Source organism: Propionivibrio soli, assembly GCF_025770765.1.
In the GTDB taxonomy this organism is placed as follows: domain Bacteria; phylum Pseudomonadota; class Gammaproteobacteria; order Burkholderiales; family Rhodocyclaceae; genus Propionivibrio; species Propionivibrio soli.
In genome coordinates this window covers 189626-211453 of the sequence record NZ_JANZKY010000002.1, presented here as the reverse complement: position 1 = coordinate 211453, position 21828 = coordinate 189626, and the positions used below count along the sequence as shown (strand labels likewise).

The 21828-nt window shown below is 58.2% G+C and carries 25 protein-coding genes; 14 read left to right on the top strand and 11 right to left on the bottom strand.

Annotation, left to right across the window (positions count from 1 at the left end; translation table 11 throughout):
* The first annotated feature begins 3 nt into the window (after positions 1 to 3).
* The 6 genes from NZ453_RS03000 (at position 4) to NZ453_RS02975 (ending at position 4641) form a co-directional block, all read left to right on the top strand.
* Positions 4 to 465: a hotdog family protein gene (locus NZ453_RS03000; RefSeq protein WP_263768840.1), complete on the top strand. Its 462-nt coding sequence runs from the start codon at positions 4 to 6 to the stop codon at positions 463 to 465.
* Positions 462 to 1190 (top strand): 3-ketoacyl-ACP reductase FabG2, encoded by a 729-nt coding sequence (locus tag NZ453_RS02995; RefSeq protein ID WP_263768839.1) that lies wholly within the window; start codon positions 462 to 464, stop codon positions 1188 to 1190. Before NZ453_RS03000 ends, NZ453_RS02995 begins: the two co-directional genes overlap by 4 nt.
* Positions 1190 to 2410, top strand: a complete 1221-nt coding sequence (locus NZ453_RS02990; protein WP_263768838.1) for a beta-ketoacyl-ACP synthase — start codon at positions 1190 to 1192, stop codon at positions 2408 to 2410. Before NZ453_RS02995 ends, NZ453_RS02990 begins: the two co-directional genes overlap by 1 nt.
* Before the next feature lie 88 nt (positions 2411 to 2498).
* Positions 2499 to 2918, top strand: coding sequence for a hypothetical protein (locus NZ453_RS02985; protein ID WP_263768837.1), 420 nt, complete (start codon positions 2499 to 2501; stop codon positions 2916 to 2918).
* A 32-nt stretch (positions 2919 to 2950) separates the two neighbouring features.
* Positions 2951 to 4159: a beta-ketoacyl synthase N-terminal-like domain-containing protein gene (locus NZ453_RS02980; RefSeq protein WP_263768836.1), complete on the top strand. Its 1209-nt coding sequence runs from the start codon at positions 2951 to 2953 to the stop codon at positions 4157 to 4159.
* A gap of 29 nt (positions 4160 to 4188) precedes the next feature.
* Positions 4189 to 4641 carry an excinuclease ATPase subunit gene (locus tag NZ453_RS02975; protein WP_263768835.1) on the top strand — a complete coding sequence of 151 codons (453 nt, stop codon included), beginning with the start codon at positions 4189 to 4191 and terminating at the stop codon, positions 4639 to 4641.
* A 223-nt stretch (positions 4642 to 4864) separates the two neighbouring features.
* Here NZ453_RS02975 and NZ453_RS02970 read toward each other — a convergent pair whose 3' ends face one another.
* The 5 genes from NZ453_RS02970 to NZ453_RS02950 all read right to left on the bottom strand — a co-directional run bounded on the left by NZ453_RS02970 (position 4865) and on the right by NZ453_RS02950 (position 10530).
* Positions 4865 to 5167 carry a hypothetical protein gene (locus NZ453_RS02970; protein ID WP_263768834.1) on the bottom strand — a complete coding sequence of 101 codons (303 nt, stop codon included), beginning with the start codon at positions 5165 to 5167 and terminating at the stop codon, positions 4865 to 4867.
* Between the two features lie 75 nt (positions 5168 to 5242).
* Positions 5243 to 8059 (bottom strand): valine--tRNA ligase, encoded by a 2817-nt coding sequence (locus NZ453_RS02965; protein WP_263768833.1) that lies wholly within the window; start codon positions 8057 to 8059, stop codon positions 5243 to 5245.
* Between the two features lie 78 nt (positions 8060 to 8137).
* A complete protein-coding gene (locus NZ453_RS02960; protein WP_263768832.1) occupies positions 8138 to 8581 on the bottom strand; it encodes a hypothetical protein in 444 nt (147 codons plus the stop codon).
* Positions 8581 to 9006 carry a DNA polymerase III subunit chi gene (locus NZ453_RS02955; protein ID WP_263768831.1) on the bottom strand — a complete coding sequence of 142 codons (426 nt, stop codon included), beginning with the start codon at positions 9004 to 9006 and terminating at the stop codon, positions 8581 to 8583. The genes NZ453_RS02960 and NZ453_RS02955 overlap by 1 nt, the downstream gene beginning before the upstream one ends.
* Positions 9007 to 9015: 9 nt before the next feature.
* Positions 9016 to 10530 (bottom strand): leucyl aminopeptidase, encoded by a 1515-nt coding sequence (locus NZ453_RS02950; protein WP_263768830.1) that lies wholly within the window; start codon positions 10528 to 10530, stop codon positions 9016 to 9018.
* Positions 10531 to 10603: 73 nt separating this feature from the next.
* Between NZ453_RS02950 and lptF the strand changes: the two genes are divergently transcribed.
* Together lptF and lptG are read left to right on the top strand one after the other, a co-directional pair.
* The gene (gene lptF / locus NZ453_RS02945) at positions 10604 to 11683 is read left to right on the top strand and encodes an LPS export ABC transporter permease LptF (RefSeq protein WP_263768829.1); all 1080 of its coding nucleotides are present in this window, start codon (positions 10604 to 10606) and stop codon (positions 11681 to 11683) included.
* Positions 11680 to 12753, top strand: a complete 1074-nt coding sequence (lptG, locus tag NZ453_RS02940) for an LPS export ABC transporter permease LptG (RefSeq protein WP_263768827.1) — start codon at positions 11680 to 11682, stop codon at positions 12751 to 12753. Before lptF ends, lptG begins: the two co-directional genes overlap by 4 nt.
* A gap of 75 nt (positions 12754 to 12828) precedes the next feature.
* On the opposite strand, the gene NZ453_RS02935 is transcribed toward lptG, so the two are convergent.
* Genes NZ453_RS02935 through NZ453_RS02920 form a run of 4 tightly spaced genes read right to left on the bottom strand, consistent with a single transcriptional unit; the run spans position 12829 to position 14814 of the window.
* Positions 12829 to 13293: an RDD family protein gene (locus NZ453_RS02935; protein ID WP_263768826.1), complete on the bottom strand. Its 465-nt coding sequence runs from the start codon at positions 13291 to 13293 to the stop codon at positions 12829 to 12831.
* On the bottom strand, positions 13290 to 13922 hold the full coding sequence (locus NZ453_RS02930; protein ID WP_263768825.1) for a DUF3106 domain-containing protein: 633 nt from the start codon (positions 13920 to 13922) through the stop codon (positions 13290 to 13292). The genes NZ453_RS02935 and NZ453_RS02930 overlap by 4 nt, the downstream gene beginning before the upstream one ends.
* Complete coding sequence (locus tag NZ453_RS02925; protein WP_263768824.1) at positions 13895 to 14272, bottom strand: DUF3619 family protein; 378 nt, start codon at positions 14270 to 14272, stop codon at positions 13895 to 13897. The genes NZ453_RS02930 and NZ453_RS02925 overlap by 28 nt, the downstream gene beginning before the upstream one ends.
* On the bottom strand, positions 14269 to 14814 hold the full coding sequence (locus tag NZ453_RS02920) for an RNA polymerase sigma factor (RefSeq protein WP_263768823.1): 546 nt from the start codon (positions 14812 to 14814) through the stop codon (positions 14269 to 14271). The genes NZ453_RS02925 and NZ453_RS02920 overlap by 4 nt, the downstream gene beginning before the upstream one ends.
* On the opposite strand from NZ453_RS02920, the gene NZ453_RS02915 reads away from it, so the two are divergent.
* The 5 genes from NZ453_RS02915 to NZ453_RS02895 all read left to right on the top strand — a co-directional run bounded on the left by NZ453_RS02915 (position 14729) and on the right by NZ453_RS02895 (position 18961).
* Complete coding sequence (locus NZ453_RS02915; protein WP_263769025.1) at positions 14729 to 14977, top strand: hypothetical protein; 249 nt, start codon at positions 14729 to 14731, stop codon at positions 14975 to 14977. The genes NZ453_RS02920 and NZ453_RS02915 overlap by 86 nt on opposite strands.
* The gene (gene ilvB, locus NZ453_RS02910) at positions 14974 to 16671 is read left to right on the top strand and encodes a biosynthetic-type acetolactate synthase large subunit (RefSeq protein WP_263768822.1); all 1698 of its coding nucleotides are present in this window, start codon (positions 14974 to 14976) and stop codon (positions 16669 to 16671) included. The genes NZ453_RS02915 and ilvB overlap by 4 nt, the downstream gene beginning before the upstream one ends.
* A 9-nt stretch (positions 16672 to 16680) precedes the next feature.
* Positions 16681 to 17172, top strand: coding sequence for an acetolactate synthase small subunit (gene ilvN, locus NZ453_RS02905; RefSeq protein ID WP_263768821.1), 492 nt, complete (start codon positions 16681 to 16683; stop codon positions 17170 to 17172).
* Between the two features lie 42 nt (positions 17173 to 17214).
* Positions 17215 to 18231 carry a ketol-acid reductoisomerase gene (gene ilvC / locus NZ453_RS02900; protein WP_263768820.1) on the top strand — a complete coding sequence of 339 codons (1017 nt, stop codon included), beginning with the start codon at positions 17215 to 17217 and terminating at the stop codon, positions 18229 to 18231.
* 91 nt (positions 18232 to 18322) lie between these two features.
* Positions 18323 to 18961: a phosphatidylserine decarboxylase gene (locus NZ453_RS02895; protein ID WP_263768819.1), complete on the top strand. Its 639-nt coding sequence runs from the start codon at positions 18323 to 18325 to the stop codon at positions 18959 to 18961.
* A 28-nt stretch (positions 18962 to 18989) separates the two neighbouring features.
* On the opposite strand, the gene NZ453_RS02890 is transcribed toward NZ453_RS02895, so the two are convergent.
* The gene (locus NZ453_RS02890) at positions 18990 to 19337 is read right to left on the bottom strand and encodes a DUF2069 domain-containing protein (RefSeq protein WP_263768818.1); all 348 of its coding nucleotides are present in this window, start codon (positions 19335 to 19337) and stop codon (positions 18990 to 18992) included.
* A 50-nt stretch (positions 19338 to 19387) separates the two neighbouring features.
* Here NZ453_RS02890 and NZ453_RS02885 point away from each other — a divergent pair, with 50 nt between their 5' ends.
* Positions 19388 to 20212, top strand: coding sequence for a YihY family inner membrane protein (locus NZ453_RS02885; RefSeq protein WP_263768817.1), 825 nt, complete (start codon positions 19388 to 19390; stop codon positions 20210 to 20212).
* A 9-nt stretch (positions 20213 to 20221) separates the two neighbouring features.
* On the opposite strand, the gene NZ453_RS02880 is transcribed toward NZ453_RS02885, so the two are convergent.
* The gene (locus NZ453_RS02880; protein ID WP_263768816.1) at positions 20222 to 21724 is read right to left on the bottom strand and encodes a hypothetical protein; all 1503 of its coding nucleotides are present in this window, start codon (positions 21722 to 21724) and stop codon (positions 20222 to 20224) included.
* Between the last annotated feature and the right edge of the window lie 104 nt (positions 21725 to 21828).

The window sequence follows — 21828 nt, the reverse complement described above, 5'->3', positions numbered from 1 at the left end:
CCTATGGCGACCGATTTTCCAGTCATTGAAGAACTGATTCCGCACCGGGGCAGCCTCCTGCTGCTCGATCGAGTTGTCGACTTTGCTGGAGCGACAGTGATGGCCGAGTACACGCCGCGAAGCGATGCTTGGTACGTCGATGCGGACGGCAATATGCCAGCGTGGATCGGCCTGGAACTCATGGCACAGGCGATCGCCGCCCATGTCGCGCTAGAGAAGCGCCTCTCCGGTCTGCCGCCAAAAATGGGAGCGCTTCTCGGTACCCGAAGTTATAGGTCGTCGGCGGCAGCGTTTGTAGCTGGGTCACCCCTGACGTTACGTGCCACTCAGATCATGTGCGACCCAGGGGGACTTGCCGCGTACGAATGCACCATCGAATCAGGTGGCATAACCCTGGCCGAGGCCGTCCTCAAGGCCTATGAACCCGAGGATTTCGAGACTTTCATGCGGAGTAACAAACAATGAAGCAACGCCGGGTTTTGATCACGGGATCAAGTCGAGGACTCGGACGCGCGATTGCCCTGCGTCTCGGGCGCGACGGCTTCGCCGTCACCGTACATTGCCGTCAGGCGTTGGCGGAAGCAGAGAGAGTCGCGCAAGAGATTACTGCCGCAGGCGGCTTGGCGTCTGTACTGACCTTCGATGTGAGAGATCGGGCCGAGTCGCGCCGATTGCTGGAGAGCGATATTGAGAAGCATGGGGCCTATTACGGCGTCGTATGCAATGCGGGCATAACGCGAGACAATGCCTTCCCGGCCCTTTCGGGGGAGGACTGGGACGACGTGGTCGATACGAGCCTTGACGGTTTTTTCAACGTTGTGCACCCTCTGACCATGCCTCTCGTGCGGCTCAAGCAAGGTGGGCGGATCGTCACTGTCGCGTCGGTGTCCGGAGTCGCTGGCAACCGCGGGCAGGTCAACTACAGTGCAGCCAAGGCGGGGCTCATCGGGGCGACGAAAGCACTCGCTGTCGAACTGGCAAGTCGCGACATTACGGTGAACTGCGTCGCTCCCGGGTTGATCGAGACAGACATGACAAACGACCTGCCGATAGACGATATGGCGCGCGTGATTCCGATGCGTCGTATCGGCCGCGCGGAGGAAGTGGCTGCGGCGGTTTCGTTTCTGATGTCCGACGATGCGTCGTACATCACGCGACAGGTGCTCGGAGTCAATGGGGGAATGATTTGATGAAGCGCGTCGTTGTGACCGGCATGGCCGGGATTACAGCTTTGGGTGATAACTGGGAAGCGATTGAAGGCAACCTACAAGCGCGTCGCAGCGGTGTTCGACGCATGCCGGAGTGGGATTACTTCGAAATGCTGAATACGCGCTTGGGGGCTCCGGTCGACGACTTCCAGACTCCGGCCCACTATCCGCGCAAGATGGTACGTTCGATGGGACGCGTGTCGCTGATGGCCGTTCGGGCCAGCGAGATGGCGCTCGGTGATGCGGGCCTGCTCGACGATCCATCGATTCGTGATGGCCGGATGGGCATCGCCTACGGGTCGTCGTCCGGAAGCATAGAGCCTGTGCGTACTTTCGGGCACATGCTCGAATCGGGCTCGATGCAGGGTGTTACGTCGACAAGCTATATCCAGATGATGCCGCATACGACCGCGGTGAATGTAGGACTCTACTTTGGCCTCAAGGGCCGTGTCATACCGACCTCGAGCGCATGCACATCGGGAAGCCAGGGGATCGGCTACGCTTACGAGTCAATCCGGTTCGGGCGACAGGCGATGATGCTGGCCGGTGGGGCCGAGGAACTGTCGGCGCCGAGCGCTGCGGTGTTTGACACCTTGTTTGCCACGAGCTGTCGTAATGACTCGCCGCACACCACACCCAGGCCGTTCGATCGCGATCGCGACGGACTCGTGGTTGGAGAAGGGGCGGCGACGCTTGTGCTCGAGGAATATGAACATGCGAGGGCGCGCGGCGCGACGATCTATGCGGAAATCGTTGGTTTTGCCAGCAATTCGGACGGCGTACATGTTACCCAGCCGGAAAGCGCCACGATGGCGATTGTCATGCGCCAGGCACTCAATGACGCGAGTATCGATGCCGCGGCGATCGGCTATGTGAGTGCTCACGGCACAGCGACGGACCGTGGCGATATCGCGGAAAGCCAGGCGACGGCGAGCGTTCTCGGCGAAGGCAAACCGATCAGTTCAATGAAAAGCTACCTCGGCCATACGCTCGGTGCGTGCGGCGCGATCGAGGCATGGTGGGCCATCGAGATGATGCGCCGAGCGTTCTTTGCGCCGACGATCAACTTGCAGAACGTCGATTCGGCGTGTGCGACGCTCGACTACCTCGCCGAAGGCCGGTCCATCGATACCGAGTTTGTGATGAGCAACAATTTTGCGTTCGGCGGTTTGAATACGTCGCTCGTGTTCAAGCGCGTCTAGAAACAATTAGCTTGTCTTGTGCGCAGTACGGCAAGCCCGCTTTGCCGTTTCGCGTGCCGGTGAATGTTTATTTTATGGGGAGAAAAAAATGAAGTTCGTAAGCTGGTTTTTGTTCGCCTTCGTCCTCACCTTCTCAGGTGGTGCTTCCGCGGCTAGAGCTCCGGAACCCATCGTGAACTATGTCGACGTTCCCATCACCACCGGAAGCGGCAAGGTACTGACGACAGACGAGGTTAAGCAGGGAATCCGCGCCGTCGCCGAACGACGGAAATGGGTGGTGACCGAGCAGCCCGATGGGAAAATGATTGCGTCGTTGAGTTGGAACCGCGACAGACACTCGATGTTTGTTGAAATTGCCTACAAGCCGCAGAGTTACTCCCTCACGTATCGTGACAGCATCAACCTGAACTACGCCACCGTCGATGGCCAGCCTTCGATTCATCCTCGCTACAACGGTTATGTCAATGAGATGAAAGAGGCGATCCGAATAGAATTTATGAGAATGTAACGCGCCTATTGATCAGAAGGACAGATGAAACAATGCGGCGAGTCGTCATTACGGGCATGGGGATCGTCTCCTGTATTGGAAACGATCTAGACGCCGTCACGACCGCATTGCAGTTCGGAAAGTCCGGTATCGTCCGAGTCCCGGAATACGTTGAACTCGGTCTGTGCAGCCATGTCGCCGGCATTCCGGATGTTGGCGGAGAACCGGCCCCGGACCGCAAAGTGCGGCGGTTCATGGGCGACGCGTCTCTCTATGCTTACCATGCTGCCCGAAAAGCGCTGGACGATGCCCAGCTTACGTTGCTCGACGTGTCGCACCCGCGTACAGGCCTTGTCGTTGGATCAGGAGTCGGCTCCCCCTACGAACACCTCACCGCCCTTGATAAGTTGCGTGAGGGCGGGCTTGGCAAAGTGCTTCCGTACATCGTCCCGCGGGTGATGGGGAGCACCACCTCCGCTTGCCTGTCGACGGCCTTCGGAATCCAGGGCGTCAGCTATTCAATAACCTCGGCCTGTTCCACAGGGGCTCATTGCATTGGGCAAGGTGCCGAGCTGATCGCATTTGGCAAGCAGGATGTAATGATCGTCGGCGGCGCGGAAGAGGTACGCTGGACCTCGACAGCGCTGTTCGATGCGATGGGCGCGTTGTCGACGGCATATAACGACGCGTCCGCATCACGCCCGTTTGATGCCGACCGTGATGGTTTCGTCATCGCGGGTGGTGCTGGGGTGCTCGTTCTAGAGGAACTTGACCATGCCGTCGCACGGAAAGCGCGCATCTATGCCGAAATCGCGGGTTATGGTGCCTCTTGCGATGGTGCCGATATGGTGACCCCGTCTGCAGAAGGTGCTGCGCGGGCGATGCATTTGGCGTGGTCTGAAGCCGGCGGCAGGATCGACTACATCAACGCCCATGCAACGTCGACACCGGCCGGGGATACCAGCGAGCTTCAAGCTATTCGCCAGACTTTTGACGGGGACATCCCCTACATTTCGTCGACCAAAGGTTTGACTGGGCACCCGATCGCTGCTTCGGGTGCGCACGAAGCGATTTACTGCGTGCTCATGCTCGATCGCGGCTTTCTGGCCGGTTGCTCCAACATAGAGAAACCGGATGATGCCTGCGCCGGCCTGCCCCTCCTGTATCAGTCTGTCGATCGAAAGGCCGATTCGATCATGTCGAACAGCTTGGGGTTCGGGGGCACCAACGCGAGCCTCGTATTTCGGCGGTTACCCGCCTGACAACAGCAGAGTTTCGAAAGGAGAAGAAAATGAATAGACGTCCGCTATCCGTTCTGGCTGTCTTGATGACTGTGTTAGCCGTGAGCGCTGGTCCGGTGGCAGCGCGAGATGAACAAGCCATGTGGCCTTTGCAAGACGCGCTTAACGTGCCGGAGGCCAAGGAGAAACTCAATCCGGACATCAAACTCTACTTCGGAAATCAGAAGCATTCGGCCGTCGTGAAAGACTTCGGTGAGTGGAAAACGAACAAGAAAACGAACGCCTTCGGAAAATCGGATAAGGAAGCGTGCGAATGGGTCTTCCTGAGTGCCGTACTTGAGTTGCAGGAGCGTGCAGTCAAGGAGGGTGGCAACGCCATCATCGACATCAAGAGCAACTACAAAAACAACGAGCGGAGCAGCGAGATCGAGTACATGTGCGGTAGCGGCGCCGTGGTCTCGGGTGTCGCCCTCAAAGGACGCGTCGTTACGCTCGGCAAGTAACGATCGCGAGGGATGCGCCTTTAGCGACGACTCCTCACAGGGTCGTTCCTGCGGTCGTTTTTGCTTCCACCGCCGGAAGTGGGGATTTTTTCGAGTCCCCCGCCGGTTCCACGATAGTGCTTTGCCCTTTCAGCCAGCGCGCCAAGTCCTCGCCGAGGGTGTCCGCACAGCGTTCCAGGACAGCACATGATCCCTTGAATCCCGCGGCGATTCCTCCCATCGATTATCGCGTCGCTTTGAACGTTGAAACCTCTGCACCATCGCGATATAGCTTGGCCGTAAGGGTCACCTGTTTCCGGTGGCCCATAAATGCGTTTCCGGCGGAAAGAGCGTTGAGAATCTGCAAGCGGATGGCGCGAGGTGCGCCAGGCAGGTCCTTGGTGCTTTTGCGCTCTATCTGAATACCGGCAGCTTCGGCAGCCCGCTCAAACGCCGCGCCCTGATAGGCCGGGAGATTACACTCAGTACGGACGTTGTCCGCAATCACGTCGGGGGCCGCGTAAGGAGCTTCTCCCTTGAATGCCACGGAAACGCGCTCGCCGGCATATGCATCGGTAATGTCCGAGAAGTACTGGAGGCTACGTTCGGTGTCGGCCCTCTCTTAACGCAAACGTGTCAGTTGCTCGCGTAGTTTTTCCGCCGTCGCCGTGAAGTCGGCGAGCCGCTTCTTTTCCTGTTCGACGACCTGAGCCGGAGCGCGGGCGACAAAGCTTTCGTTGCTGAGCTTCGCCTTGGCTTTTGTAACCTCGCCTTCCAAACGCGCGATCTCCTTTGTCAGACGCTCGGTTTCCGCGGCCACGTCAATCTCGATCTTGAGCATCAGGCGCATTTCGCCGACGACCGCAACCGGCGCGTTGGCGTCTTCCGGCATGCGGTCGACGATTTGCACCTCCGAAAGCTTTGCCAGCGCCTTCAAATACGGCGCGCACCGCTCGAGAACCTCGGCGTTGCCGGTCGCGATGAGGGGAACCTTCTGCGCCGGCGAAATGCCCATTTCCCCACGCAGATTACGGCACGCGTAGGCCAAATCCTTGAGCTGCTGCACCTTGATTTCGCTGGCTTCGTTGAATTTCAGCGGATCCGCCTTGGGGTAGGCCGAAAGCATCACCGAGGCAGCGGCTTTCTTGTGTGCCAGCGGAGCCACTGCTTGCCACAGTTCTTCCGTGATGAACGGAATCAAGGGGTGCGCGAGGCGCAGCACGGTTTCCAGAACGCGCAGCAAAGTGCGCCGCGTGGCGCGTGCCGCATTGGCATCGCCCGATTGGATCTGAACCTTGGCGAGTTCCAGATACCAGTCGCAGAACTCGTCCCAGACGAATTCATAAATGGCGCGGGCCAGCAGGTCGAAGCGGTAGTCGGCGAAATGCTGCGCGACTTCGGCTTCGGTGCGTTGCAGCTTGCTGACGATCCAGCGGTCGGCGAACGAGAAGTGCAGGCCGTCGGGACTCATCTCGGGCACAGCTTGCGGATCGATGCCGCAATCCTGGCCTTCGGTGTTCATCAGCACGAAGCGCGTGGCGTTCCACAGCTTGTTGCAAAAGTTGCGATAGCCTTCGCAGCGGTGCAGGTCGAACTTGATGTCGCGGCCGGGGCTGGCGAGCGAGAGGAAGGTGAAACGCAGCGCGTCGGTGCCGAAGGACGGAATGCCTTCCGGGAACTCCTTGCGCGTGCGCTTCTCGATCTGCTCGGCCTGCTTCGGGTTCATCAGGCCGGTGGTGCGCTTCTTGACCAAGTCCTCGATGCCGATGCCGTCGATCAGGTCGATCGGGTCGAGCACGTTGCCCTTGGACTTGCTCATCTTCTGGCCTTCCGCGTCGCGGATCAGACCGTGCACGTAGACGTGCTTGAACGGAATCTTGCCGGTGATGTGCTTGGTCATCATGACCATGCGTGCCACCCAGAAGAAGATGATATCGAAACCGGTCACGAGTACCGTCGACGGCAGGTAGAGATCGAGCGCCGGGTTCGACTTTTCCGGCCACTCGGGTGTCCAGTCGAGCGTCGAGAACGGCCACAGGGCCGAGGAATACCAGGTGTCAAGCACGTCGGGGTCGCGCGTGAGCGTGCCGCTGATGCCCTTGGCGGCCGCCTGCGCCTTGGCTTCTGCCTCGTTGTGGGCGACGTAGACATTGCCTTGCTCGTCGTACCACGCCGGTATCTGGTGGCCCCACCACAACTGGCGCGAGATGCACCAGTCCTGGATGTTGTTGAGCCACTGGTTGTAGGTGTTCACCCAGTTTTCCGGGACGAACTTGATCTCCCCCGAGGCGACGCATTCGAGCGCCTTGCCGACGATGCTGGTGCCATCTGCACCAGGCTTCGACATGGCGACGAACCATTGGTCGGTGAGCATCGGCTCGATGACGACGCCGGTGCGGTCGCCACGTGGTACCTTAAGTTTATGCTTGTCGGTCTTGACCAAAATGCCGAGCGCTTCGAGGTCGGCGACAACGGCCTTGCGCGCGTCGAAGCGGTCCATGCCGCGAAACTTCTCGGGCGCGTTCTCGTTGATCTTGGCGTCGAGCGTGAGAATGGAAATGATCGGCAGCTTGTGCCGCTGGCTGACCGCATAGTCGTTGAAATCGTGCGCCGGCGTGACCTTGACGCAGCCCGTGCCGAATTCGAGATCGACGTAGGCGTCGGCGATGATCGGGATTTCGCGGTCGGTGAGCGGTAGCTTCACCATCTTGCCGATCAGGTGTTTGTAGCGCTCATCCTCCGGGTGCACCATCACGGCGGTGTCGCCGAGCATCGTTTCCGGGCGGGTGGTGGCGACTGTCAGTTCGCCAGAGCCATCAGCCAGCGGGTAACGGATGTGCCACATGAAGCCATCTTCTTCTTCCTGCACCACTTCCAGGTCGGAGACCGCCGTGTGCAATACCGGATCCCAGTTCACCAGCCGCTTGCCGCGGTAGATGAGACCTTCGTTGTAGAGGCGGACGAAGGTCTCAGTGACGATCTTGGACAGGCCGGCGTCCATCGTGAAACGCTCACGCGACCAATCCGGCGACGTGCCGAGGCGACGCATCTGGCGGGTGATGGTGTTGCCGGAGTACTCCTTCCATTCCCAGACTTTTTCCAGGAACCTCTCGCGACCAAGGTCGTGGCGCGAAATGCCTTGCGCATCGAGCTGGCGTTCGACGACGATCTGCGTGGCGATACCCGCGTGGTCTGTACCCGGCTGCCACAGCGTGTTGTCGCCGCGCATACGGTGGTAGCGCGTGAGCGCGTCCATGATGGCCTGATTGAAGCCGTGCCCCATGTGCAGGGTGCCGGTGACGTTCGGCGGCGGTAACAGAATGCAGAAAGCGTTGGGCTTATCGGCGTCGAGCCCAGCGGCGAAATAGCCTTTGTTCTCCCACTCGGGGTACCAGCGACGCTCGATGTCGGCCGGTTCAAAGCTCTTGGCGAGTTCCATAGAATGCGGGCAAAGCGAATGAGGAAAACCAGGAATTATACCGGATGGGCCTGCCCGCCCTTTCGCCCGGTCAGGTTATTACTTGCCGAAATCGGGATCTTCGAAGGGGAGGCGAAGCTGCTTGCGCCGAGCGGCGAAATCGCGCAGCGCTGTTTCCATCGTGGACGCAATCCCGGCTCGCAGATCCTGGCCGGCGGTGATCAGCGTCGCCTCGATCAAAGTCGGCAATTCGGCGGCCAGTTGGCGACCGACCGCCTCGGCCATCTCGGTGGCCAGCAACGCCACACGCTCGTCGTCGAGTACCGACTCGTCGCGCACGGGCCCCCCTGTTTCCTCGGACACCACCTCGGTCAACACGGGGATATCGTCCTCTTCACGGCCTGGAAGCGTGACGGGGGCTTCCTGTGACACAGCGCGTGCGATGAAATTGCGGCGCCGACGAGTCCCACCGCCGTTATCGCTAGGCGTCCCGCTGGCTGAGGAAAACGCTCTTGCGCGGTCGAAACCGTCGCCGTTGGCCATCAATGCTTCTCCGTCAAATCGAAGTACCTGATCTCGTATCCGCGATCCCGATAAAACTTTACTCGTTCGCGGCCGGCGAGCCGGTCGGCCTCTTCACGACCGACGACCTCGATCAGGCTCGTAAAGCGCAAAAACCCGGGCGGAACATGCGGGGCCAGATTGAACAGACGCTCACTGTGCGGTATGGCTTCGATCGAATCCGCGATAACGATGGGAGTTTCGCCGGCAAGCGGCGAGTCGCCTCTGACGTGCGGAACGAATCCGCCGGGAGGATACATCCACAGGTGGCGATCCAGTGCGCCCGCGACCTCGGCCTCGGGGGCATAGACGAGCAGCGTCTTGCGTTGCGCGTACGCGCGGCTAATGAGAGCAGCGGTCGCGCCGATCCGGTCGGCCGCGTTGTGATAGAAGAATATTTGCGTCAATTTGATCGCTTAACCGAGCTTGCCGGCGCGCTTCAAAAGATAATGGGCGAGCAAGGGGACGGGCCGTCCGGTGGCCCCTTTGTCGGCTCCCGATTTCCATGCCGTGCCGGCGATGTCCAGGTGTGCCCAAGCGAATTTTTTCGCGAAACGGGAAAGGAAACAGGCCGCTGAAACGCTCCCCGCCGCACGACCGCCGATATTCGCCATATCGGCGAAATTGCTCTTCAGCAGATCCTGATAATCATCCCAAAGCGGCATCGGCCATGCGCGGTCGAGCGCTTCGTCGCCCGCGTGAGCAAGCTCGCGAGAGAGTCCTTCGTCGTTGGCGAAAAGCCCCGTGGCCACATGTCCGAGGGCGATGACACAGGCACCAGTTAGCGTGGCTACGTCGATCACTGTTCCCGGCGTGAAACGTTCCGCATAGGTCAGGGCGTCGCAGAGGATAAGGCGGCCCTCGGCATCCGTGTTCAGGACCTCGATCGTTTGCCCGGACATCGAAGTGACGATGTCGCCTGGCTTGCATGCCGTGCCGCTCGGCATGTTTTCGGTCGTTGGTACGATGGCGACTAGATCGAGGGGCAACTTCATTTCTGCGACGGTCTGCAAGGTTCCCAACACAGCTGCAGCCCCGCACATGTCGAATTTCATCTCGTCCATGTCCGCCCCGGGTTTGAGCGAGATGCCGCCCGAGTCGAACGTAATGCCCTTACCAACGAGTACGACCGGCTTGTTCCGGGCCCCTTTGTCCGTGTTTTCTGTGCCAGCACCTTTGTAATGAAGGACGATCAATTTTGGCGGCTGAGCGGAGCCCTTGGCCACGGAGAGGAACGAGTTCATGCCGAGCGTTTCCATCTCGGTGCGGTCCAGAATCTGGCACTCAAGTCCGTGCTCAACCGCCATCTGCTGCGCGGTTTCCGCAAGATAGCTCGGTGTACAGACGTTTCCCGGGAGATTGCCAAGCCGGCGGGCGAGTTCCACGCCGCTGGCGATGGCTTTCCCTTGCCGTAAAGCTTCCTCGGCGACGGCGAGCTCGCTTCGGCGTTCAATGGTAAGTGTCAGTTTGCGCAAGCGCCGGGCTTCACCCTTCTTGCTCTTGAATTCGTCAAACCGGTAAACGGTTTCCTCGGCCGCCATGGCGGCCTGACGTATGCGCCATGGAACGCTACGCTTCTTGATCGCTAATTCAGTCAAAAACAGCGTTGCCTCGGATGCGCCGGTGTCGTTCAATGTCTTGATGGCCGTACGGATTGCGGCGCCATACTCCTTGTCTCGGAAGTCCTTCTCTTTACCAAGCCCTACGAGCAGTACGCGATCGCACAACATGGATGGGACGTTATGCAGCAACAGTGTGGATCCGGCTTTGCCGTCCATATCGCCCCGGCGTATGACATCGGAAAGATAATGCCCGGAAACGTTATCGACGAGCTCAGCGGCTAGGCTCAACTTGCGGGGTTCGAAAACGCCGACGACAACGCACGCGGTACGTTGCTTTTCCGGGCTTCCGCTTTTTATGCTAAATTCCACGGGCGACTCCTTCCGCTGCTTGATCGCGCGGCAAACTTTGATTATCTCTGCAGTTTTTCGTTAAAGTCAAAAAATGATCTTCGATCGTGCCATTCGGCGCGAGTTCACGCAGTCGGCGGCCGGCGTTTTCATTGCCCTTTTCGCGATCCTGCTGACTACGCAATTGATCCGCTTTCTCGGCGAAGCCGCGCAGGGCTCGATCGCTCCTGAGGCCGTCGTCGCGCTTCTCGGTTTTTCGGCGTTGCATTACATTCCGACCCTGCTTTCACTATCGGCATTCATCGCGATTCTTCTGGCGCTATCGCGAAGCTATCGTGATTCGGAAATGGTTGTCTGGTTCTCGTCCGGCGTTTCCCTGGCAGCGTGGATTCGTCCCGTGCTGGTTTTCATTCTTCCATTGGTTGTCGCTATCGGCGCTTTGTCGCTTGTCGTTTCACCTTGGGCGTTGACGAAAAGTGCGGAATACCGTGGCAACCTCGATACCCGCCGTGACGCAGGTCAGGCAACGCCAGGCGCTTTTCAGGAGTCTTCCTCGGGAGACCGAGTCATATTCGTCGAGGCAGTGGCCGATGACGAAAGTTACGTAAAAAACGTATTTGTGACGTCCGTACAGAATCAGCGCCTTGGGGTGACCATGGCCGCAAGAGGACGTCAGGAGATTGCGACCAATGGTGATCGCTTCCTCGTACTTGAGAATGGCCGCCGCTATGAAGTTGAGCCGGGAACTCCTGAATTCCGGGTTCTCGAATATGCTCGTTACGCTATCCGCATTGAAACCAAGGAGGCGCGCGGAATCGAAAAAACGCCGCGGAACACACCAACGCAGGAACTACTGGAGAACGATCAGCCCAGGTATCGGGCGGAACTGCTTTCACGCCTCAGCGTCCCGATTTCGGCCGTGATACTGGCCTTACTCGCTGTCCCGCTTTCATTCGTCAATCCGAGAGCCGGACGTTCGGCCAACATGTTGCTGGCTCTTTTTTCGTACCTCGTTTACAGCAACCTGCTGACGATTAGTCAGGCTTGGGTGGCAAGCGGCCGCATTTCATTTATTGCCGGTCTGGTTACCGTCCATCTATTGATGTTGTGTTTGCTGCCATTGTTGTTCTACCGGCGCATTGCCATCCTCTCCTTCGCGCGATTTTTCCGATGAAGATCTACCGTCGTTATCTAGCTCGGGAAGTCGCGGCTGGAATTGCCCTTGTTCTCGCCGGCTTCCTTGCCCTGTTCGGCTTTTTCGACATGATTAACGAGGTCAAAAGTGTCGGTGAAGGGGCGTATCAGTTGCATCACGCGCTGGCCTTCGTACTGTTGCGCATGCCCGGCCGGGTATACGAACTGATGCCTGTTGCGGTGCTCATCGGGACACTATATGCCCTCTCTACGCTGGCCCGGCATTCAGAGATTACCGTTCTTCGTGCGTCAGGGATGTCCACGAGCGACTTGCTTGCCGGGCTATTCCAAGTAGCGCTCGTGTTTGCGTTGCTTACGTTCTTTATTGGGGAAGCGGTGGCGCCGCCAGCTGAGCGCGCTGCTCAGCAGTTGAAGCTGCGCCAAAAAGGAAGGACCGTCGGCCAGGATCTGAATAGTGGACTGTGGGTCAAGGACGAGAGGAGCTTTATCAACGTCCAGGTCGTTTTGCCGGATACCCGCCTGCGCGGGATTCGAATTTACGATTTCGACCAGACAGCCCAATTGCGCTCGGTCACCGATGCGGCGGAAGGCGTTTATGTGTCCCCGGCGAGTTGGCGGTTAACAGGCGTTGTTCGCACGGTGCTGCACGGAGATCGTGCGGAAGTGATTCGGCTCCCGGACATGGATTGGAAATCGGCTCTGAACCCCGACATTCTGGCCGTATTGATGGTGTCTCCGGAGCGAATGTCGTTGCTCCATCTTTCCTCTTATATCAAACATCTTTCCGAAAACAGCCAGAAGACGCAACGCTACGACATCGCGCTATGGAAGAAGATTATCTACCCGTTGGCGGCGTTGGTGATGGTTGCTCTTGCCTTGCCGTTCGGCTACACCCATAACCGCGTGAGCGGTGTTAGCTTCAAGATATTCTCGGGGGTGATGATCGGCGTATTCTTCCACATGCTGAACGGGCTTTTCTCCAACCTCGGTGCGATCAACAGCTGGTCCCCGTTTGTCAGCGCCGTGGCGCCCTCTGCGCTTTTCATGCTCGCGGCAGTCACTATGATCTGGTGGGCTGAACGACGCTGACAGATCGATCCAAATGGTGCTTCAGCGGTCAGCATCGAGCGGGTTTGTGATCACTGCGCCGATTTAGTGGCTATGCTATTTTTGCTCAGTGCGCGGTACGCGAGGCACATAGAGCAGCCGGGTGTGTGCGAGCCGATCATGCAGGTACTGCCCGTCACGATCGATAATCGCCCACAAAAAACCGGCTCCACACGTTAAGAAACTCAGCCAGGCATAGAGATAACGCAGGGCGGCTCGCGTCGGCTTTATGGGAACTCCACGGCTGTCGCTTAAGCGAAGCCCCCAGGTTTTCATTGCCAGTGTTTGCCTTCCGCTGCTCCAGAACCAACCGAAGTAAACAAATAGAACGAGAAAAAGATGCAACCAGAGCACGGGACCGGCCGCGATACGTCGAGTCAGGATGCCGATTAAGACGTGAGGAGCCACCACGGCCACACCGACCACAGCACAGAGCAGGAGTGACTCATATCCGAGCGCACCAACGCGCCGCCAGAATCCTGGTCGTTGCGGTTGTTGTTCCCGCAGTGCAGAGAAGCTCACTTCGCCGCAGCGGGTTCAGCGGAAGGGTGGATTGCCGGAGAAGGTGACGACGCGGTATCAGACGTCGCTGTTGTGACCGGCGGCGCCAATTGTGGCGCGGCGGCGGGCGGGTTCCCCGCGGGAGATCCGGTAGGCCGGGGAGCGGTAGCCGCCATGGCGGGAGTTCGGCCGGGTTTCGGCACTGGTTTGCTTTCCGCCTGTGCGGCTTGCTGCTTGAGCTTTTCCTTTTCCTCTGCGGGAAGATTCAAGTATTCCTCCCACTTTTGCTTGAGTTCCCGCTTTTTCTCTTCAGATAAACGGCTTGCAGAGATAAATTTCTCCCGGGCTTCTTGTCTTTGCTCGGAAGTCAGCTTGCCCCATTCCTGCATCTGGACTTGAATCCGGCGCTGCTCTTCAGGTGACATGGTGGCAAAGCGCGCCGCAATGCCCAGCCATTTCTTTTGGCGGTAATACTCTAACGAATCCCAGTCGTCACTGAGGGGAGCGAGAATGATCTTCTGCTGAACGGAAAGCTCGCTCCAACTCGGCTGTGGAGGAGTCGCAATGAGCGTGGGGCTGGACGTTGCCGCCCAACCGAGGGTGGTTAAAACGCAGCCGAATATTACTCCGGCGAGGTGCGCTTTAGCCATGCGTCGAAGCCCCGGTCCGTAAACGCGGCGACCGGCAAATCATTGCTCAGCAACGCGCTGTCGATATCCCCAAGCTCAGCTACCCGCTGATCTGCCACCCATGCCGTGGAAAGGGCGACCCCAAGGAGCAACGCGAATGCCGCCAAAACCTGCGTCAGGCGCAAGTTGTCGAATCGATGTTGAATGAACGTACCCACCGCAACGAGCGCTGATTGGTGGACGGCCACCTTCTGGCATGCGAGAGCACGTTCCCTTGCCGTTTTAAGGCGGTGAGCCGTTGCCGGATGGATATCTTGCAGGCCGCTGTTCAACTGCTGCCTGATCCTCTGCCCGAATTCGAGTTCGTTCATAACGTGATGCCTTTTGCCTTCAATGCCGCTGCCAGCGTGTGTGTGGCACGCGAGCAGTGCGTCTTTACGCTGCCTTCTGAGCAGCCCATTGCGGACGCGGTTTCCGCAACGTCCATGTCCTCCCAATAACGCATCAGGAACGCTTCACGTTGACGCGGGGGGAGCGATTTTATCTCGTTTTCAATGATTAACAGGATTTGTGACTGTTGCAGTTCTCCGTCTGGCGTGTTGTGTGCCGTGGACGCCATTTCCGCCTCGATGGTTTCCAACGGATCATGATCCTCGTCGTCGTCCGGTGAGAACGAAGACAACAACGTTGTCCAGAGGGACCGGACTTTCGTCCGCCGGTAATGGTCGCGGATGGTGTTTTGAATGATCCGCTGGAACAGCATCGGGAATTCCTCGGCCGGCCGATCGCCGTACTTCTCGGCGAGCTTCATCATGGAGTCCTGCACGATGTCGAGCGCCGACTCCTCGTTGCGTACCGCGAACATCGCTTGTTTGAAAGCGCGTCGTTCCGACGAGGCGAGAAAATCCGACAATTCCCTTTGGCTGGCCAGAGTTGCGATCCTTGGTCTTGTTGGGTGGGCCGACACCCTCAAAAGTCGGCCGGTATCGGTGGAAGCCTTGACCTATCGCGGTGCAGGCTTTAACGTTACTGGCTTTTTCGAGAATTTTGCAGCGAAATACGGGGGTGGTCCATGATGACCGGTGCGGAGATTGTAATCAGGTGCCTGCAGGAAGAAAAGGTTGAATACGTATTCGGGTACCCGGGGGGATCGGTCTTACATATTTACGACGAATTGTTCAAGCAGGACAAAATCAAGCATGTTCTAGTCAGGCATGAACAGGCGGCCGTGCACGCGGCGGATGCGATGTCCCGCTCGTCGAACAAAGTCGGTGTGGCGTTGGTGACCTCTGGGCCGGGCGCGACGAACGCCGTGACCGGGATCGCGACCGCCTATATGGACTCCATTCCGTTGGTCGTCATTTCCGGGCAGGTGCCGACCTCGTATATCGGTCAGGATGCGTTTCAGGAGTGCGATACTGTCGGTATTACCCGCCCGTGCGTGAAGCACAACTTCCTCATCAAAGACGTCCGCGATATCGCGGACACCATGAAGAAGGCGTTCTATATTGCCAATAGTGGCCGTCCAGGGCCTGTCGTCGTCGATATTCCGAAAGATGTCACGGCGGCGAAGTGCGAGTTTGCCTACCCGCAGGAAATCCACATGCGGTCGTACAACCCCGTCGTACGTGGGCATTCGGGCCAAATCAAAAAAGCGGTTCAACTTTTACTGAAGGCAAAGCGACCGGTCATCTATACGGGAGGCGGGGTGGTGCTTTCGGATGCTGCGCCCGAACTAACAGCTTTGGTTCGCCGCTTGGGTTTCCCGATCACCAACACACTGATGGGGCTTGGCGGCTACCCAGCGAGCGACCCGAAATTCCTCGGTATGCTCGGTATGCACGGGACCGTAGAGGCCAACCTAGCCATGCAGCATTGCGACGTGCTTCTGGCGATCGGAACGCGTTTCGACGACCGCGTTATCGGCAACCCGGAGAACTTCAGTTCGGTGCCGCGCAAGATCATTCATGTCGATATTGATCCTTCGTCGATCTCCAAACGGGTTCGCGTTGACGTGCCGATTGTAGGGAACGTTCGCGATGTGCTCGAGGAAATGCTCAAACTGCTCGAAGACAACCAGCCTAAAGCGGATATATCGGCTTGGTGGCAGGAAATCGAGGGGTGGCGCAGCAAGCAGTGCCTTAAGTACCGGAGCAGCGACGAAATCATGCCGCAATACGTGATCGAGAAGCTATGGGAGGTCACTCGCGGCGAAGCGATTGTCGCAACTGATGTCGGCCAACATCAGATGTGGTCGGCGCAGTACTACAAGTTCGATACGCCGAGGCGTTGGTTGACCTCTGGGGGCTTGGGAACGATGGGTGTTGGTCTCCCGTACGCGATCGGTGCTTCCTTGGCCAACCCGGATCGGGCTGTTGCCTGCGTCACCGGGGACGGCTCGATTCAGATGTGTATTCAGGAGCTCTCGACGGCGAAGCAATTCGGGCTACCGATCAAGATCATCAACCTGAACAACCGCTATCTAGGAATGGTGCGGCAGTGGCAAGAGATGTTCTACAGCCGGCGGTATTCGCAAACCTACATGGATTCGCTGCCTGATTTCGTAAAACTAGCCGAGGCATACGGCCACGTCGGCATCCGCGTCGAGAAGTCGGAGGACGTGGAACCAGCCTTGCGCAAGGCCTTCGTAGAGCACAAGGATGACTTGGTTTTCCTCGACATACGCACTTGCCGTGAGGCCAATGTCTTCCCGATGGTCGCAGCAGGCAAAGGGTTGTCCGAAATGATACTGGCGGACGAAGATCTGTAAGGGGGCGCGATGCGACACATCATATCGATTTTGTTGGAAAACGAAGCCGGCGCTCTTTCGCGCGTGGCGGGGTTGTTCTCGGCGCGTGGCTACAACATCGAAACCCTTACGGTGGCGCCAACCGAAGATCCCTCGTTGTCGCGACTAACGATCGTCACGAGCGGCAGTGACGAGGTGATCGAGCAGATCACCAAACAGCTGAACAAATTGATCGACGTCGTCAAAGTCGTCGACCTTTCCGAAGCGGCGCATCTCGAGCGGGAGTTGATGCTGATCAAGGTTCGCGCGTCAGGCAAGGACCGCGAAGAAATGAAGCGCATGGCGGACATTTTCCGCGGGAACATTATCGACGTGACGGAAACCACCTACGTCATCGAATTGACTGGCAGCGGATCCAAGCTCGACTCGTTCATCCAGGCGATCAACCGCGACTTGATCCTCGAAACCGTGCGCACGGGCGTCAGCGGAATCGGACGCGGCGACAGAATCCTAAAAGTTTGACCGGCTGTTTTTCTAAAGCCTATTTTCCATGAAAGGGACACCATGAAAGTTTATTACGACAAGGACGCCGACCTCTCTCTGATAAAGGGTAAGAAGGTCACGATCGTGGGATACGGCTCCCAAGGCCATGCGCATGCGCAAAACCTGAGCGATTCTGGCGTCAAGGTAACAGTCGGCTTGCGCAAGGGTGGTGCTTCGTGGACGAAGGCGGAAAAGGCGGGCCTCAAGGTCGAGGAAGTGGCCAAGGCCGTGAAGGGCGCCGATGTCGTCATGATGCTGCTGCCGGATGAAAGCATCCCGGGCGTGTACTACAGCGACGTCGAACCGAATATCAAGAAAGGGGCGGCCCTCGCGTTTGCCCACGGCTTCAATGTTCATTACAACCAGGTGGTGCCGCGCGCCGACTTGGATGTCATTATGATCGCGCCCAAAGGGCCGGGCCACACCGTGCGCTCGGAATACCTCAAAGGAGGTGGAGTTCCATCGCTGATCGCGGTCCATCAAGACGTTTCGAAGAAGGCCAAGGACATCGCTCTGTCGTATGCAGCGGCTAACGGCGGCACGAAGGGTGGCGTGATCGAGACGAATTTCCGTGAAGAAACGGAAACCGACCTTTTCGGCGAGCAGACTGTGCTGTGCGGCGGCGCCGTCGAGTTGGTGAAGGCGGGCTTCGAAACGCTGGTCGAGGCGGGCTATGCACCTGAAATGGCCTATTTTGAGTGCCTGCACGAACTCAAGCTGATCGTTGACCTGATGTACGAAGGCGGCATCGCGAACATGAACTATTCGATCTCGAACAACGCCGAATACGGTGAGTACGTGACCGGCCCTGAAGTGATCAACGACGAGTCGCGGCGCGCAATGCGCGAGGCCCTGAAGCGTATCCAGAATGGCGACTACGCCAAGGCGTTTATTCAGGAAGGTAAAACGAACTATCCCTCGATGACGGCCCGCCGCCGTTTGATGGCTGCTCACCCGATCGAGATCGTCGGCGGCAAGCTGCGCGATATGATGCCGTGGATCAAGAAGAACAAACTTGTTGACCAGACCAAGAACTGACGGCATCTGAATCAAGGGGCGAGGAAGGCCGGCAAAGCGGCCCTCCTCGCCCCTGTCTTTTCCTCAAACCATTACCGATGGCAGGCTGCGCATGAACTATCCTCACCCGATTATTGCCAAGGAAGGCTGGCCTTTCATCGCCGCAACCTTGATCCTGGCGTTGCTGTTGTCCTCCATGGGCGCTTGGTCGATACCCTTCTGGATACTCTTCGTCTTTTGCGTCCAGTTTTTCCGCGACCCGGGACGGGTCGTTGCCGGAGGGCCGGACAGCGTTTTGGCTCCGGCGGACGGGCGTATTGTCGTCGTGGAGGAAAGCGAGGATCCCTACCTCGGCCGTCGTGCGCTCAAGGTCAGCGTTTTTATGAACGTGTTCAACGTGCATTCCAACCGGTCCCCGATCGAATGCACCGTACAGCAAAAATGGTACAAGCCGGGAAGCTTTCTCAACGCGGCACTGGCCAAAGCATCGCTGGAAAATGAGCGATGCGCCTTGCATTTAAGGACGACGCGAGGACACGACCTTACTTGCGTGCAGATCGCGGGGCTCGTCGCTCGTCGTATTCTCAATTACGTGGAACCGGGGACAGCCCTGGCAGCCGGCCAGCGTTACGGGTTCATCCGTTTCGGCTCCCGCGTCGACGTGTATATGCCGCTGGGCAGCAAGGTCAAGGTTGTGATCGGCGACAAGGTTTCGGCGACCAGTACGGTTCTTGCCGAACTACCCGAGTAAGCACCCGGGCAGTTCGGCCTGCCGTAATTCAATTCCGTGGCCGTGCGGTCCGGCGCACAAATCCGATCGCGGCGACGAAAAAGACCAGGGACAAGGCGATCTCCGAAATGGCCAGCCATCGTGCTTGCCCTTGCTCAGTGGTGGCGCGGACGATGCCTTCCGTCACATAGGCAAGGATGAGCATCGAGGACCACTGATAGGTGTATCGCTTGCCGTGGAGGATGCCGAAGAGCGGTGCCAGTAATGGCAGGCATTTGAGAACCAGCCACGAGCCGCCGGGCTGGACGGGCGCGAGACGGGCTTCCCAGGCAAAACAGAGAAAGGTCAGTGCAATTAGGCAGCCGGATGCGGTCAGACAATAGGTGCGCGCTGTCATCGTGCGTAGTGAAGGCGAATCAGGCCAAAAACGCAGGTTATCATAGTGGCATGACCGACCTGCTTTCGCTGTTCATCCCGTTCGTTACGAGGATCGTTCGCCGCTTCATCGAGGAGGATTTTGCGCAGATTAGCGCGAGCCTCGCATTTACTACTCTGCTGTCCATCGTGCCTTTGGTCGCGGTGGTTTTTGCGATCATGTCGGTAATGCCCGCGTTTCTTGGCATGGTGGGGCAGTTCGATCAGTTTCTCGTACGCAACTTCTTGCCGGAACGTAGCGCCGGAATGATCGTTCAATATGTACTCGAGTTTTCCCACAACGCTGGGAACGTCACCGTGGTGGGGCTGCTCTTCCTCGTGGCTACCGTGTATGCCTTGCTGCGCACCATCGAGCGCGCCTTCAATCACGTGTGGGGTGTCTCACAGAACCGCCGCTGGTGGCGACGCTTACGGGTATATGGGGCCGTTCTCGCCTTGTGGCCGATCGCTGTGGCTGGCGTGATCGCCGCCGTATCCGTCGCGGTGACGACATCACTCGGCCTGATCGACGAGCCGCCCTGGCTGCGTGGCTTGCTATTGAGACTGACTGGCGTGGCGGTCACGGCACTCTTTTTCGCCGGGCTGTACGTCGCGGTCCCGAACAAGCGGGTAAAACTTCGCGATGGGCTGTGGGCGGGCCTTTTCGCGGCACTCGGCTTCCTCGTGATGCAAAAGGGATTCGGGTTGTACCTCTCGAATTTTCCCTCGTATACGCTCATTTACGGTGCGTTCGCAACTATTCCGATTTTCCTCGTTTGGCTATACCTTTCTTGGGCGGTGATTCTTGTAGGCGCCCTGATTGCCGCGACTCTGCACGAATTCCACAAGAACGAGTGAGCGCCGTGCTTAGACGCTAAGCGGAGCGGGTTCGATCGACAGTACTTCCACGAAGCTATTTTGTTCGTGGATTTCGGCGCCAGTGATCTCGCGTATCTCGATATTGTCCTTTTCGATCACGAGGACGATTTTTCCCGGGGCGTCATCCAGCATGTGGGCCGGGACCACAATGCGCTCAATCGGACAGAGCACGCGGACCTGAGGTAGGAGGAGGACCGGCACTTTTTTTCGCCCAGACGTCCCGGGCAGAGCCAAGATCGCAGGCACGGCACGCGTGGAGAGGATCTGCAGCCCGATTTCAAGGTGTTCCTGATTCTCGGAAACCGCCCAGCGCACGATGCAGATTTGCCAGTGATCGCTAGACTCGGTGCGCATGGCGACAACGTCGCCGACGCCTATCGGCCCCGTCTCTCCAGATACGTGCATCGCGGCATAGCCGTCGGGCGACTCGTTGATGATCATCCACGTTGAGACGTCTGCAGCTGATGGGCTTTGTGGTTGTAGCAAACGGCAAAGGTTGGGCAGTCCGGGGCAAAGTACAGCACGGTAGCTTTGTCGGCGGCGAGGGAAGCGGCGTTTTGCCGGTTCGCCCCAATAGGCGATAAGGCGCCGCAGAACCCCGCGTCCTGCTCGACTTCCCGCATATTCGGGCAGGGCAATCTGCTCTGGGGATGTTCCGGCGTCCAGTTCGGCGAGCTTTTGCTTCGTCAGAGCAACGAGCTTGCTAGAAGAAAAATAGTGTGCATTGGTGCCTTGAGGAGCGCTCTTTCGCGAACAGGCGATTGCCGGGCAGTCTTGGTTACGGTCGATCCAGAAAGCGGCTGGCCCATTCGTTGGGCTATCTAGCGGCTCGATTTCGTTAGCGTATCGGTCCAGGTAGGCTGTGACAAAACCGACTTCCGCCGCAGTGAACGACGCTGGCTGGGCACAAGCGAGAAGCACGGCCGAATAATAGGTCGACTTGACGTGTGCTGCTGCCGACTCGTCAAGTTGTTCCGCGAGAATGGCTTCGTGCATTTTATGCAGGCACCGCCAAATACCTAGCGCGGCCGGAGTAGCGGCAAGATTGCTGACCAAAAGGTGCCAGTGCAGGGCCTGCAATCTACGCTGCAGCGATACAAGAGCGAGAGGGGCTGGGTGGATTGATGATGATGCTTTTCCATTTCTTTCTTCTGAATCGAGCGAGTCTCCACACCCAAACGCCGCCGTAATATCAAGGATGCGGCGTACCATTTGCCGGGTCTTGCGACTGATCGGCAACGAGATTTCGGTAAGGACTGGAAGCAGCTCATCGAACGCACGCCGCAAGCGCTTGAAAGCACGATGTTGAATCTCTTCAGGCAAAATCGCGATCGGAGCACCACGCTGTGCACGCACATGGTCATGCAGTAGTGCCAGTTCCTCGGAAGGGCTTGTTGGCGGCGCTGTGAGCCAAAGGAGAATGGCTTCAACCGGCCCTTCGGGAAATGTGTTTATGCCGCCATGCTGTTCGTCTACAGCCGAGTCGCTCATTGCGCCCTCCCTCCGATGTGGTTGATGCGATGGTTTTTTGTTGTTTGGTCGCTCGTTGTACTACGTTGAATCATTGTACGGTCGAACGCTTCCGGAAGGCAGCC